At 32.5% G+C, this 13908-nt stretch carries 15 protein-coding genes and 2 pseudogenes; 10 read left to right on the plus strand and 7 right to left on the minus strand.

Annotated features, from left to right (window positions below):
* The first annotated feature begins 30 nt into the window (after positions 1-30).
* From BWGOE10_RS08845 to BWGOE10_RS08860, 4 genes are all read left to right on the plus strand, one after another.
* Positions 31-1332 (plus strand): pyrimidine-nucleoside phosphorylase, encoded by a 1302-nt coding sequence (locus tag BWGOE10_RS08845; RefSeq protein ID WP_002165965.1) that lies wholly within the window; start codon positions 31-33, stop codon positions 1330-1332.
* A gap of 33 nt (positions 1333-1365) precedes the next feature.
* Positions 1366-1761 (plus strand): cytidine deaminase, encoded by a 396-nt coding sequence (locus BWGOE10_RS08850; RefSeq protein WP_002158324.1) that lies wholly within the window; start codon positions 1366-1368, stop codon positions 1759-1761.
* Between the two features lie 166 nt (positions 1762-1927).
* Entirely contained in the window at positions 1928-2323 is a 396-nt protein-coding gene (locus tag BWGOE10_RS08855; protein WP_070141769.1) for a DUF2871 domain-containing protein, read from the plus strand.
* Positions 2324-2338: 15 nt separating this feature from the next.
* Positions 2339-2821, plus strand: coding sequence for a CcdC family protein (locus BWGOE10_RS08860; protein ID WP_070141771.1), 483 nt, complete (start codon positions 2339-2341; stop codon positions 2819-2821).
* A gap of 50 nt (positions 2822-2871) precedes the next feature.
* On the opposite strand, the gene BWGOE10_RS08865 is transcribed toward BWGOE10_RS08860, so the two are convergent.
* The gene (locus tag BWGOE10_RS08865) at positions 2872-3102 is read right to left on the minus strand and encodes a DUF896 domain-containing protein (RefSeq protein ID WP_070141773.1); all 231 of its coding nucleotides are present in this window, start codon (positions 3100-3102) and stop codon (positions 2872-2874) included.
* A 143-nt stretch (positions 3103-3245) separates the two neighbouring features.
* Positions 3246-3953: an alpha/beta fold hydrolase gene (locus tag BWGOE10_RS08870; RefSeq protein WP_070141775.1), complete on the minus strand. Its 708-nt coding sequence runs from the start codon at positions 3951-3953 to the stop codon at positions 3246-3248.
* Positions 3954-4095: 142 nt separating this feature from the next.
* On the opposite strand from BWGOE10_RS08870, the gene BWGOE10_RS08875 reads away from it, so the two are divergent.
* Positions 4096-4971 (plus strand): LysR family transcriptional regulator, encoded by an 876-nt coding sequence (locus BWGOE10_RS08875; RefSeq protein ID WP_070141777.1) that lies wholly within the window; start codon positions 4096-4098, stop codon positions 4969-4971.
* Positions 4972-5021: 50 nt separating this feature from the next.
* On the opposite strand, the pseudogene BWGOE10_RS33805 reads toward BWGOE10_RS08875, so the two are convergent.
* Positions 5022-5655 (minus strand): annotated as a pseudogene (locus BWGOE10_RS33805) (sulfite exporter TauE/SafE family protein).
* A 15-nt stretch (positions 5656-5670) separates the two neighbouring features.
* Positions 5671-6657, minus strand: a complete 987-nt coding sequence (locus BWGOE10_RS08885) for a F510_1955 family glycosylhydrolase (RefSeq protein WP_070141780.1) — start codon at positions 6655-6657, stop codon at positions 5671-5673.
* A gap of 261 nt (positions 6658-6918) precedes the next feature.
* Between BWGOE10_RS08885 and BWGOE10_RS08890 the strand changes: the two genes are divergently transcribed.
* Positions 6919-8202: an aminopeptidase P family protein gene (locus tag BWGOE10_RS08890; RefSeq protein WP_070141781.1), complete on the plus strand. Its 1284-nt coding sequence runs from the start codon at positions 6919-6921 to the stop codon at positions 8200-8202.
* A 103-nt stretch (positions 8203-8305) separates the two neighbouring features.
* On the opposite strand, the gene BWGOE10_RS08895 is transcribed toward BWGOE10_RS08890, so the two are convergent.
* The gene (locus tag BWGOE10_RS08895) at positions 8306-8941 is read right to left on the minus strand and encodes a pentapeptide repeat-containing protein (protein ID WP_070141783.1); all 636 of its coding nucleotides are present in this window, start codon (positions 8939-8941) and stop codon (positions 8306-8308) included.
* Positions 8942-9512: 571 nt separating this feature from the next.
* On the opposite strand from BWGOE10_RS08895, the gene BWGOE10_RS32810 reads away from it, so the two are divergent.
* Complete coding sequence (locus BWGOE10_RS32810; protein ID WP_171903103.1) at positions 9513-9680, plus strand: hypothetical protein; 168 nt, start codon at positions 9513-9515, stop codon at positions 9678-9680.
* Positions 9681-10208: 528 nt separating this feature from the next.
* Positions 10209-10808, plus strand: a complete 600-nt coding sequence (locus tag BWGOE10_RS08905; protein WP_070141787.1) for an undecaprenyl-diphosphatase — start codon at positions 10209-10211, stop codon at positions 10806-10808.
* A 625-nt stretch (positions 10809-11433) separates the two neighbouring features.
* Here BWGOE10_RS08905 and BWGOE10_RS08910 read toward each other — a convergent pair.
* The gene (locus tag BWGOE10_RS08910) at positions 11434-11739 is read right to left on the minus strand and encodes a hypothetical protein (protein ID WP_070141789.1); all 306 of its coding nucleotides are present in this window, start codon (positions 11737-11739) and stop codon (positions 11434-11436) included.
* Between the two features lie 311 nt (positions 11740-12050).
* A pseudogene (locus BWGOE10_RS33325) lies at positions 12051-12245 on the minus strand (hypothetical protein); the annotation flags it as partial.
* Positions 12246-12365: 120 nt separating this feature from the next.
* Here BWGOE10_RS33325 and BWGOE10_RS08915 point away from each other — a divergent pair.
* Together BWGOE10_RS08915 and BWGOE10_RS08920 are read left to right on the plus strand one after the other, a co-directional pair.
* A complete protein-coding gene (locus BWGOE10_RS08915; protein ID WP_070141791.1) occupies positions 12366-12887 on the plus strand; it encodes a GNAT family N-acetyltransferase in 522 nt (173 codons plus the stop codon).
* Positions 12888-13176: 289 nt separating this feature from the next.
* Positions 13177-13875, plus strand: a complete 699-nt coding sequence (locus tag BWGOE10_RS08920; RefSeq protein ID WP_070141793.1) for a DUF1963 domain-containing protein — start codon at positions 13177-13179, stop codon at positions 13873-13875.
* Positions 13876-13908 lie beyond the last annotated feature (33 nt).

Here is a 13908-nt window from a genome sequence, read left to right on the forward strand (position 1 = left end):
CATATAATATAAAAAGGAATGGTGATTACAATGAGAATGGTAGATATTATTGCGAAAAAACGTGATGGAAAAGAATTAACGACTGAAGAAATTAACTTCTTTATTAACGGATATACAGATGGAAGTATTCCTGATTATCAAGCGAGTGCACTTGCAATGGCAATCTTCTTTAAAGATATGACAGATCGTGAACGTGCAGACTTAACGATGGCAATGGTTGAATCTGGAGAAACAATCGACTTATCAGCAATTGAGGGCATTAAAGTAGATAAACATTCAACTGGCGGTGTTGGTGATACAACAACATTAGTATTAGGACCATTAGTTGCTGCTTTAGATGTACCAGTAGCAAAAATGTCTGGTCGTGGCTTAGGACATACGGGCGGGACAATTGATAAATTAGAAGCAGTGGAAGGATTCCACGTTGAAATTACGAAAGAACAGTTCATTGATATTGTAAACCGTGATAAAGTGGCTGTTATCGGACAAACAGGAAACTTAACACCTGCAGATAAAAAGATTTATGCATTGCGTGACGTAACAGGAACAGTAAACTCAATTCCTTTAATCGCAAGTTCAATTATGAGTAAAAAAATTGCAGCTGGTGCTGATGCAATCGTACTTGATGTAAAAACAGGTGCTGGAGCATTTATGAAAACCGAAGAAGATGCAAAAGAATTAGCTCATGCAATGGTACGTATCGGAAATAATGTTGGACGTCAAACGATGGCAGTAATTTCAGATATGTCACAACCTCTTGGTTTTGCAATTGGTAACGCTCTAGAAGTGAAGGAAGCAATTGATACTTTAAAAGGCGAAGGTCCAGAAGATTTAACAGAATTAGTACTTGTATTAGGTAGCCAAATGGTTGTACTTGCGAAAAAAGCAAATACATTAGAAGAAGCTCGTGAAATGTTAATTGAAGTTATGAAAAACGGAAAAGCAACTGAGAAGTTTAAAGAGTTCTTAAGCAATCAAGGCGGAGACAGCTCGATTGTAGACAATCCAGAAAAAATGCCACAGGCGAAGTATGTAATTGATGTACCTGCAAAAACTTCAGGTGTTATTTCAAACATTGTTGCAGATGAAATCGGTATCGCAGCTATGTTACTTGGTGCAGGTCGTGCGACAAAAGAAGATGAAATCGATTTAGCAGTAGGCTTAATGTTACGTAAAAAAGTTGGCGATGCAGTAAAAGAAGGCGAGCCGTTCGTAACGATTTATGCAAATCGCGAAAATGTAGAAGATGTAAAAGCAAAAATTTATGAGAACATTTCTATCGCTGAAACAGCAGTGGCTCCTAAATTAGTTCATACAGTTATTACTGACTAATCAATATTACATTTATTTTGAGGAGGAAATAATATGGATAAGAAAAAATATATTGAAGAAGCAAATAAGATGTTATCGAAAGCGTATATTCCGTATTCTAAATTTCCTGTTGGTGCAGCATTAGTTACGAAAGAAGGTAAAATCTATACTGGTTGTAATATAGAAAACGCTTCTTACGGTTTATGTAACTGTGCAGAAAGAACAGCAATATTTAAAGCAGTATCAGAAGGTGAGCGCGACTTTAGTTACTTAGTCATTACAGGCGAAACGGACGGACCTATTTCACCATGTGGTGCTTGTAGACAAGTGATTGCTGAATTTTGTAATCCGAAAATGCCAGTTTTACTAACGAATGTAAAAGGCGATGAAAAAGAAGTGACTGTGGAACAGTTACTGCCTGGCGCCTTCTCAATTGAAGATTTAAAATAAGGTGAAAAGCTCTTCCGCAACTCATAGTTGTGGAAGGGCTTTTTTATGTATAAAAATTGCAATGTAATCTTCTGTTCATATTCCGTTCATAAACTTTGCGTAAAATGATTGCAGTGAATAAAGAAAATGACAATATGAATTGTCGTTCTACAGCAGGAGGAATATAATGAAGAAATTATATAATGCAGCATTCATTTACTTAATTATTGGTTTATTATCAGGTGTATTTGCAAGAGAGTATACAAAAGCACAAGGAATTAAAGGATCCACTATGTTGCAATTAGTGCATACACACGTATTAGTGCTCGGCTTCGTATTCTTTTTGGTCGCTTTGGCTCTATTTAAAGTATTTAATGTCCGTGAAACAAAAAGTTTTCGTCTATGGTTTGTTATGTATAACATAGGATTAATTTTTACAATCGCTACAATGGTATTTAGAGGTATTTTACAAGTAAATGGAACAGACTTTAACGGTTTAAGTCATATGGCTGGATTAGCTCATGTCATTATAAGTGTCGGGCTTGTTTGGTTTATGATTTTGCTCAAAAAGTCTTTTAAATAGATAGGAGTGGAGAATATGAGTGTAGCACTTTTATCAAGTATCGTAGCAGTTTGTATGGCCGTTGGAGTAATGTTTCTTCGATTTAAGTCAGCGAAAAAACCGGTATCGAAAAAGAAAATTATATTACCGCCAATCTTTATGAGTACTGGCGCATCGATGTACTTCTTACCAGAGTTTCGGTTAACATCGTTAGAAATAGTAGAGGCAATTATTGTCGGGCTTATTTTCTCTATATTTCTTATTAAAACAACTAAGTTTGAAATAAGAGGCGAACATATATATATGAAACCGTCAAAAGCGTTCATATTTATTTTAGTTGGTTTATTAGCTGTACGGGTAGCATTAAAATCATATTTAAGTCAGTCGATTGATTTAACCCAATTAAGTGGAATGTTTTTCTTACTCGCTTTTGCGATGATTGTATCGTGGAGAATTGCGATGTATCGCTCGTTTACTAAATTAGAAAAGACAATAAAAAGAGCTGAAATTTCTAAATAGGAATTCCGGCTCTTTTTATGTTTTATACGATTGTTTTTTTAGCCTTGATTTCATTTGCTTAATTTCAAACGAATTTGAGCATCTTGTAATGCAACTGGTGTAACGTTAATACCAGTTGAATCGACAATTTTTGTATTTAATAAAATGGAATCTAAACTTCCACGAAATACTTTCATATAGTTTATTCTTAACATTTGTTGCTCTTGTTTTTCATCAACAGTTAATCCAGATGTTCTTTCTTTTTTTGATAATTCGTTAATACGGAATAAAATGTTTTGCATTTTGTTCACCTCTTATTTTAATTTAAATTAGTTACTTACTAATTTATAGTTATTTTAACTTTTTTATTTGACTATGTCAAGAAGTGTAAAAAAGTAGACACCCGTATTAAAGTAAGCGGGTGTCTACAAGGTAGATATAAGATTTAGCTTAATTCATGTAAGTGATTAACAAGTTCTGTTGTTTTAGAAAAGAATGGTGAATGATCAGCTTCCAAAGTAATTATTTTTGTGCAAGAAGTTTCTGTATGCATTCGGCGCTGAAAATCAATCGGAATCGCTCTATCTAGAGTTGTTTCGATATAAATACGATTTACAGTTCCAAAGTTCTCTTCTGATATTTTTAGCTCTTGTTGGAACGGTCCTAGTGGTTGAGGACGCATTTGATTAAAAGATGCTCCTTTAATAGAACCGTCTTCTGTAGCATTTAAAAATGTTTGTTCAATCAACTCTGGTATAAGTTCTGCAGTCAAGTCATTCTCATTTATAGAGAATTGTGGTCCGGTTTCTCCATTTAATTTACTACCAAGACTTTCACCGTTTTGTGGTAAGAATGCGCAAAGATAAACTAATTTATCGATTTTATTTGGTATATATTCAGCTGTTTGTGTAATAACAATGCCACCCATACTATGTCCAACGAGAATAACATTTTCATTTTGTTGATGTATCGCATCTGTTACTGCATCAACATAGGAATCTAACGTGATATTTTGTGAGGGAGTTACATCTTTCCCGCTTCCAGGTAAGTCTAGTGTAATAACTGTATGTCCGAAAGCCTCTAGCTGAGGTTTCACTAATTCCCATGCCCATTCACCTTGCCATGCTCCATGCACTAAAACGTAAGTACTCATTTAATCAACACTCCTCTAATGTTTATATGCTTTATTTTTTGTAAAATTGATGATGTATACTTAGTGTATAGGAAGTGGTTTGATAAATATAATGAAGGTTATTTATAGATGATATAAATATCTTTTATATAAGGAGAACAGAATGAACGTTTTTGATTTTAAAGTTTTTAAAAATGTGGCTCGGTTGAACAGCATTAGTTTAGCAGCTAAGGAATTACATATGACGCAACCAGCAATAACCCATATTATAAACAAATTAGAGAAACGATATGCTTTAACTTTATTTGATCGCTCTAGACAAGGAACAATGTTAACTGAAAATGGAAAAGAATTTTTAGTTTGTGTAGATCGACTTCTAATGGAGTATGAAAATCTTGAAGAAACAGCTTTACAATTGAAAAATAAAAGTTTGTATAAGATTGTATTAGCTACGTATCCTTCCGTTACTGTATATTGTTTGGCGGAGTGTATCCAATTAGGTAATATTAATCAAAGTCAGTACGTGCTTGCAGTTAGAGAGGGAAGCTATCAAGAAGTTTTAGATTGGCTGTCTGCTGGAAGTGCTGATTTTTCTATTTCTATAAAAGAAAATCTAATACCAGGATTTCACTATGAAGTTATTGGTGAAGATCCTTATGTTATAGTTTCTTCAAAGACTATTCCACCTAACCTTACTAGTAAAGAGTTGAAAAATTATCCTTTTATTATGCCACTTTCTGGTTGTAAAGAAGTACTTGAACCATATTTGATGAAAAATGAAATAACAGTTAATAAAGTGATGGAGTCAGAGTCAATTAGCTCGGCATTAGCACTTACTTTACAAGTTAACGGTATAACAATCGTTCCGTTATCAGGACTTCATAAACAAATCATTCATGACTTTATCGTGCAACCGATAGAAATTAAAATCTCGCGACAACTCATTATGCAGTGGTCGCCTAAAAAAGAGAAAGATCCATTGTTTCTCGCATTTGTTACGAATTTGTTAGCGCAATTACAACAAAAGAAAAATGAATAAAATGATACAAAAGGTAAGCTCATTTCACTGAAGCTTACCTTTTGTATGTATTACCAATATAGAGCGGTATCATAAAGTCCGATTAAAATGAGAAGTACACCAGCTATACGCTGAATATTTTTTCCTATTTTTCGGCTCTTTTTAAGTAGTGTCCCATTTAAGCCTAGGTAGGAGATGATGGACATTAATACAACGATAGGTAGACCAGTTCCTATAGAGAAAAAGGTAGGATAAAAATACCCGTAATTAGATGTTAAAGAGAGTGGTATTAATGTTCCGAAAAATAGCACAAACATAGTAGGGCAGAAAGCTAACGAAAAGAAGAACCTAAGCAAAAATGAGCTGACTTCATTTTGTTTTCGTATAAATGTGATAGGGAAGAGGGTAGAGAAGAAATTTCTTCCTATTATCATGCCTGATAATATTAGCCCCATTAAAATTAATAAAGGTCCGATTAGTTTGCGTAATCATGGGAAATACAAAGTTAATGTTTGCTGAATTTCTTTTCCTAACACCCATACTAATAGTCCAAGCGCTAATGTTTCCTGTTAATTGGCAAGAAGCAAGGGTACCTACTATGCCTAATAAAAACGCAAATAAAAGAGGAATTGATTTCGTAGCATTCGCGACATCCATTAAAGGAGACATGAGTTGATAACTCCACTCGCTAATTGTTGAAAACACGTTATATTCACCTTTCTAATTAAATTGTAATGTGCCATTTTTAGTAATCTGTTTCCACGTTTTACCGTCATCTGTGGAAAGGAACACATTTGTTTTCATTGTAGCAAATACCATTTTAGATGAATTTTGAGGGTTTTGTGATATATACATAATTTTATCTTTAGGATCTAAAGATGGAGCTTGTATGTTTGTCTCTTCATTTGTAGCGATAGATTGCTTCGTTATCATTTGTTTGTTTTCTTTATTAATAGAGGCATAAACAACATCTTCATTACTTAATGTAACTGCGGTTGATTCAAGTGATTTAGAAAATAATTCAAACGTATTCCCGTAATCTGTAGATAAATAAACGCCGTCTTTAGCACTTACTGCGACTACACTAGATTGATCCGGATGCACTGAAAAGGAGTGGATTGTACTTGAAAGCCCCTGTAACTTACTATTTTTCCATTCTTGTCCGCTGTTCGTACTGAAATAAAAACCTTGTTGTAATTTAGAATTTGGACGCTCGTTATATAAATAAATTGCTTCCGTATTATATCCGACAGCAAGGTTATGAAAATCAGATTCTCCATAAAAGGCTAGCTTTTCAAGGGTATTTCCGCCATCAGAACTTTTCATTAACCCTAAAGGATTTTTTAAATTTGCACCTGGTTCAGGATGACCGCTGGCAACAAATCCATTCTTTGTTGCTTGAAATCCCATATAATCATGTAGCTCATTCGTAGTTTCAAACCATTTGCCATTTTGATAAACTTTTATACCACTGTGAGTTGCGATAGAAACCCCAGGCATATTTCCTGCATAACCAATTCCATGAATGTGTTCGATTTTTCCAGATGTAATTTCTTTATAGAAGTTTTGCGGAATCGTATTTGCTGTTTCTTTATTTTTTGGCTGAGATTGAACTGTTTCTTTTTTTGTTGGTTGTGTTTCTACATTATTAGAGCATCCTGTAATTATAAATAATGAAGTAATGGCTAGTCCTACGTAATGTTTCACGTTTGTAGGCTCCTTTCCTATATGTATGAGATTTTAAGTATATGGAATAAATGTCAAGAAATTGTGGAGTGGTATGCATAATCTCAAGTGGAATAGTAATGAAGATTTTATCCCGCATATATGCGTGGTAAGAAACCCGGTAATGAAAGTTTTATTTTCAAAATGAACACTATTAATTGACGAAAAATTATAACAATAATAGAATGAATTGTATTGGATAATTAGTTTGAAAAACATACATAGAACGCAAGGGGGATTATTATGAAGTCAACATTTTTTTCTCAAAATAGAGAACGATTAGCGAAAACATTACATGATGAATCTATTACTATTTTATTTGCTGGACAGGCGCCACATATGTCAGCCGATGCACATTATAAATTTGTACCGAATCGAAATTTTTACTACTTAACGGGAATCGATGAGCCAAATGTTATTTTCATGTTAAAAAAGTTTGGTAATAGTGTAGAAGAGACTCTTTTCATTGAAAAATCAGATCCAGTGCTTGAAAAGTGGGTTGGAAAAACAGTTTCTAAAGAAGAAGCAGAGAAATTATCAGGTATAAAGAAAGTTGTGTATTTAGATAGCTTTGAAAAGACGATGACGAATACGCTTTTCGTAGAAAATGTGAAACATGTGAATTTAGACTTGGAACTTCGTGAGTGGAACGGTACTGAGACGAAAACGTTAGCGTTTGCTAAACATGTAAGAGAACAATATCCACACATTACAATCGGTAATGTATACCCGGACATTTGTGAATTACGAGTGTTTAAAACAGAGGAAGAAATTGAAATCATTAAAGAAGCGATTGCTGTTACTAAAGAGGGTATTTATAACGTGCTGAAGCATGCAAAAGCAGATATGATGGAATATGAGTTAGAAGCTCATTTTGATTTCACATTGAAATCATCTGGAATTAAACATCATGCGTTCAATACAATTTTGGCAAGTGGGAAAAATGCTACCGTCCTTCATTATGAAGACAATGATGCACAAATTCAAAATGGCGATTTAGTACTGCTTGATTTAGGTGCTCAAAAAGACTATTACAACGCTGATATTAGTTACACATTCCCAGCTAGCGGAACATTCTCTAGTCGCCAAAAGCAAATGTATAATATCGTGTTAAAAGCATTGAAAGAAACAACGGAGCTTATTAAGCCAGGTTTGAAATTCGCTGCATTAAATGAGCATACAAAAAAAGTACTAGCAGAAGAGTGTAAAGCAATTGGTTTAATTCAAGAAGACGAGGAACTATCTAAATATTATTATCATGGTGTGAGCCACTTCCTTGGTTTAGATACGCATGATGTAGGTACATACAAAGATAGAGTATTAGAAGAAGGTATGGTCATTACGATAGAACCGGGTCTTTACATCGAGGAAGAATCAATTGGTATTCGTATTGAAGACGATATTCTTGTAACGAAAGACGGGTATGAAAACTTGTCAAAAGATATCATTAGAGAAGTTGAGGAAATCGAAGAGTTTATGAGCGAAAATAATGAACATATAAAGGGAAATCAGGTTGTAGTTAAATAATAAGAAAAAAGGTAAGCACTAATTTATTTGAACTTTACCTCGAATCGTGGATACTTAAAAAAGTCCATGATTCGGGATAGAGTTCTATGCTACCTTGGAAATACTAATCTTTAATCACTAGTCCCAATAAAGTTGCGAACTGAACAGCTTGATATGTTGATACTTTACATCCTCTTAAATCGTTCACTGAAACTGTAAGTGTATCAAAATTAGAAGAACTAATATCTATCCCCTTCAGTGATGTTTGATCAAAATTAGCTTCGTCAAGGCTACATAATTGGAATTCAACTTTTTTTAGTTTACAATCAAAAAAATCTGCATTATTTAATGAAGTTGCATTAAATATAATTTTTTCTAGCTTAGAATTTCCAAATGCCGCTAAATTTAAAATTGAATTCTCAAATTTAACATTTCCTAAGCTAGATTCTGTAAAGTTAACTCCAATTAATTTACTATTTTTAAATTCAACTCTGTGAACAGAAGAATTGCTTAAATTAACATTTGATAAATCGCAGTTTTCAAAACATACATCTGTGATATCAATATTGCTAAACTCTGTATTAGTGAATTTACAATTCTTTATTACTGCATTATATAAGCGCACTTTATCTACAGATTCATTTTCGAAAGTGGAGTCTATAATTTCACACATTTCTAATGTTGGATCTTCTTCATAAAAAATATCTTGAAAATTCCTTGAAGATAACTCTGGTGAAATTTTTGGTCTATCAATTTTCATAGTATATCAATCCTCTTCTTTTTGATATATGAGTGTAATTCAGGTTTAGTGTCTTTCTAGAAAGAACATTAGTTCTTATTATACACAAACCTACCTTTTTTTGTGAAGAGCATTTATGATAAAAAACAAAGACCAAAAACATCCTGTATGCTTCAAACATGCAGGATGTTTTTGGTAGCTCATATTATCAACTAGATTAATATAGGTAGTAACAAATGTATGATGTTACTGTACAAAAAAGCTCAACCCATACATATAAATTTTTAGCCCCCCTCAGTTATCTTTCTTCGATTGCTGCAGACAAATTAATAGTAAAAAACCGATTATCCCTTAGTGTACGTTATCAAGACCTAAATCCACAAAAAACCTAAAATATCAAGCTCCTAACATATTATATATGACTAATATGTTAGGAGCTTTTATTTTTGTTAATGAGTTTTGAAACTGAATGTGAATAGTATTTTTCTCTATTTGGGTACTTTCCTTGTTTCTTTGTAGGTTTAAATTAAAGCTCGATCAAAAACATGTATTAGAAACATATAATTTTTCTTATTTAATTAACAGCGGATAGGTGTCTGCAAATAAATTATATCAATCAGAAGTTGTCTACAAAGAAATATGTGATTCTAAAATTGTTGCGGAACTAGCCGTTGCATACCGAAAGACGAATATAAAACCAGAGTTACAAGAGTTTTTGAAAATAGCGAAAGGCAAGGCGATGAACACATTTACAAAGTGACGAGAAAAATGACAAAACTGTAAGAATGCACGAATGTATGTAAGAAAGTTCGATGTTTTCCTTTTTCTTTTTTTATTATAGTGAAAAAGAAGAAAGAAGAAAGAAGAAAGAAGAAAGAAGAAAGAAGAAAGAAGAAAGAAGAAAGAAGAAAGAAGAAAGAAGAAAGAAGAAAGAAGAAAGAAGAAAGAGATGTCATACTCATGCTGATACCTATTTTTATGAAAGTAAAAATAGCGTGGGAGGGGAAGGAAGATGACGTTTTCTCAGCCCGCGTTTAAAAACGTTAGTCGAAATATACGCACGTATGCCTCTTATTTTTTAAGTGAAAACGTCATGTTAGAGGAAGAGACAGTACATTCACATAGTTAAGAAGTAGTTAAGTCCCATTTAAACCTTTTTTCCCATAATAAAATTATAAGCGTACAAGAAGGTTGTTATTTTTAGATGAGTACAATAATCAAAACTATTCATGTAATGAAGGTATATGGAAATCAGTTAAACACCTTACTATAAAGGAGGGATTTGAAAATGTCTTTTTCTCAATTCAATATTGATATTTTTCGAGCAATTAATGATTTAGGTAAACAATATTCATTCCTAAACTCAGCCATGGTATTTTTTGCAGAATATATAGTATATATTTTTGGTTTAATTATTATAGCTTATTGGTTTAACAGGTCCAGAAAAAGTAGGATGATGGTTATTCAAGCGATGGTTGCTTTTGTGATTGCTGAGGTGATTGGAAAAATAGCAGGGAAATTTCATTTGAATTATCAACCTTTTGCAGTATTGCCTGATGTTAATAAACTTGTCGACCATGCTGTAGATAATTCATTTCCTAGTGACCATACGATTCTCTTTTTTTCGATTTGTTTTTCGTTTTGGCTTGTTCGTAAAAAGACTGGATGGTTATGGCTTATACTTGCATTTTGTGTAGCGATCTCTCGTATTTGGGTAGGGGTTCATTATCCTTTTGATATTGCGATAGGGGCTTTAATAGGATGTGTTTCAGCGTTATTTTCGTATTGGTTAGTACCGAAATTTTCTTTTATCAAGCAATTGCTTACTCTATATGAAAGAGTAGAGAAACATGTTTTACCATCCAAAAACAAATTAAAGGGATTTTGAGTATACAAGTATAAAAGTTAGCGTGAAAGATACAGATGCTGATGACCTATATATGGAATGTATTCATGTTGCAGCTATTGCTGAACAAATTAAAGAGCAACAACGAATGAAGAAGGCCTCTTAATTGTGTATGTTTGTGGATGTGATAAGCGCCCCAGGTTTTAGGCAGTGTTGCGGTTCTCTTTCGTTGCAAAGTAAACGTCAAGTAACTCTAAAATATACAATAAAAGTTGATTTTGGAGTTATTTTTTGTTTGCTTCATTTTTTTCGGCACTCTGCAGCTAGATGGTATTACTGACAAGTACAATCGATCAACAATCTTTATGTTGAATGAATCTTAGCGTACGAAATTCGCGTTTTGTTGGCGCTGCCCCATCGCTATCAAGCTAAGGTTATGAAGTCCCCCTAAACAAAAATTTTTATCTCTTTACAATTATTTATGATCATTCAGCTCATTTTTGTCGTTTTGGGGAACAACCAGTTTTTAATTTGATAGCGATGTGGTGCCAAATTTTTAATATAGATTTTCAATTACATTACTGTCCTTTGGTTCAGCTTTACGAAACATATAACTACCTACCTTTTGCATTTAATATATCATGGTAAAGACAAAGATCGATTATGACTATAACTCTATATAGGTTTTTTCCCCACCCGGAATCTTAAATTTATTTACATCATATTCTTTAATTATATATACCTTTATCGCTTCAAGATCTTTACCAAAAGCAAGAATTGGATTTTTTAAGAAATATAGTATTTCTTCCTCGTCATAAATTCGGGCTTTAATTATTTCTTTGTCAGAGTGAAACGATAAATCGATTCCTTTGTAAAAATATTCGTAGTATCCCTCGTCGTCCTGTTCACTCTTATCTTCAAAAGGAACACATTCAATTTGATATATATTCCCATTTACATTTATTGATTTCATACAACATTACTCCCTTTTCAAGAATATCCATCAGAAATTAAATAGTCTCTGTCCATCATACCAAAAATAGGGAATTTACTTTTAGAATTTATAAAAAATATAATTAGGATAAAATTAATATCTTTATATTATTTTTTAAACGACTTTATTGTAAATTAAACAACTTTATTATCTCTTCACAATTGTTTAATGTGTTACTGCAGTAGACGCATTACATTGAAATGTAATGAAGAATAATACCATTTGAGAATATAAAAGAAGATCAATCTAGAAAAACTATCTAGTTTGATCTTCTTTTATTGGATTTTTAATTAATGCATTTTTACTCTTAAACCAAAATATTTCAAGTTTGGATTATTCTTTAAGTCCTCAAATTTTGGCCTGATTTTAAAATCAAATTCATTAGTTATATTCTTCAATGAATAAAGGTTTGTTCCATCTACGCTTGTATGAGGAGCAATATATCCTCTTTGATCCCAGTTTCCTTTGAAATCTGATGGCATTGTACGTGAAGGAAAGATTTTAATTTACTATGATGAAATATGTAATCAAGGTAAAATCTAAGAAGGAGGTTTAAATACTATAAAAAATGTTTTGTAGAATGAATGTAAGGGAGGAGAACTAACTTGGAAATCACAACAGAAAGATTAATAATTAGACCTTTTAAGAGTACTGATTTACAGGATGTATTTGTTATTTATAACAATGATGATACATGTAAGTTCCTACTACATAATAAGTGGACTCATGAAGATATGCAAAAAAGATTTAATAAGAAGCTAGCAAACAATGTACTCACTAAAGAATCAATATTAAGTTTGGCAGTTATATACAAGACTAAAGTAGTTGGTGATCTATCCGTATGGTACACAGATATGAAAGACACTGTTGAGATTGGTTATAGTTTTTCAAATGAAGTAGCTGGGAGAGGTTTGGCAACAGAAGCAGTAAGTAGTTTGGTATTTAAATTATTTAATGAATTTAATGTACATCGTATACAAGCTAATCTTGATGCACGTAATACAGCTTCACAAAAATTGTGTGAACGAATAGGCATGAGAAAGGAAGCCCATTTCATACAAGATTTTTGGAATAAAAATGAATGGACAGATAGTATTGTATATGGAATGTTACCCTCCGATTTGTAGTAATAGACTTAGTGATTTTATTATGCTAACGGGTGCGTTAGTTGAATAACAAAGGGCATAACATATTATATATGACTAATATGTTATGCCCTTTAAATTATTTACTTTTTTTAATTACAGTACAAATTTGTTTTAAATCGACAATAAAACCACAAAAAGACACGTGAAATTGCTGATTAACAACACCTTTCAAAAGAATCGTTATAACAAAAACATACATTATTGTTACAATATAATTACCCATTAAAATAAAGAGAAAACAAAATATATATTTAGGAGGAGAAATACTTTGGAAATAGATCAAATAAAAAATGTCCTAAGAAAAAGAGCAACTATCTTTCAAACAGGTGGAAAAAGACCCGATTTATCTATAAATGAAAGTTGGATTGGAAAGATTCCCTATTCATTACCAAATGAAATTTACCCAATCGACCGCTATCAAGACAAAATGTATGCAATCATGATGCTTAATTTAACTCAAATACCTTTTGTTCCAGAAGCGGTAAAAGATATGAAAGCCATCGCAGTATTTCTTTCTCCAAACTTTGCTAAAGATTTGTCCAACTTATCAGGAAATTTTTGTATTAGAGAATATGATACTTTAGAGGAACTAGTACCGAATGAAATGTCACTTACGTTTCCAAAACTAAAACCTTTTCCTTTAATACCAAAATTAGTAACTGATGAGTTTCCACAATGGGATACGGAAGATTTCCCCAATAACATGCAAGATAGAATTGTTGAACTTGAAAATACTATTGAGATTGACTACTATGAGGATATTTTTGAAGAAAATCATTACATACACAAATTAGGAGGCTATGCTTGCTTTGCACAATCAGGTATCCAATGGCCCGCGGATTATGAATTTGTTTTTCAAATAACAGACGATCCAAAAGCACATTTAAAGATTATTCATGGTGGCGGAATTTACTTTGCTAAAAATAGTAAAACAAATGATTGGATCGCACATTGTGACTTCTTGTAGGAATAGAATATAAAGTGACGTCTTCTCATGTCA

This window comes from Bacillus mycoides (assembly GCF_001757995.1).
Taxonomy (GTDB): Bacteria; Bacillota; Bacilli; order Bacillales; family Bacillaceae_G; genus Bacillus_A; species Bacillus_A mycoides_B.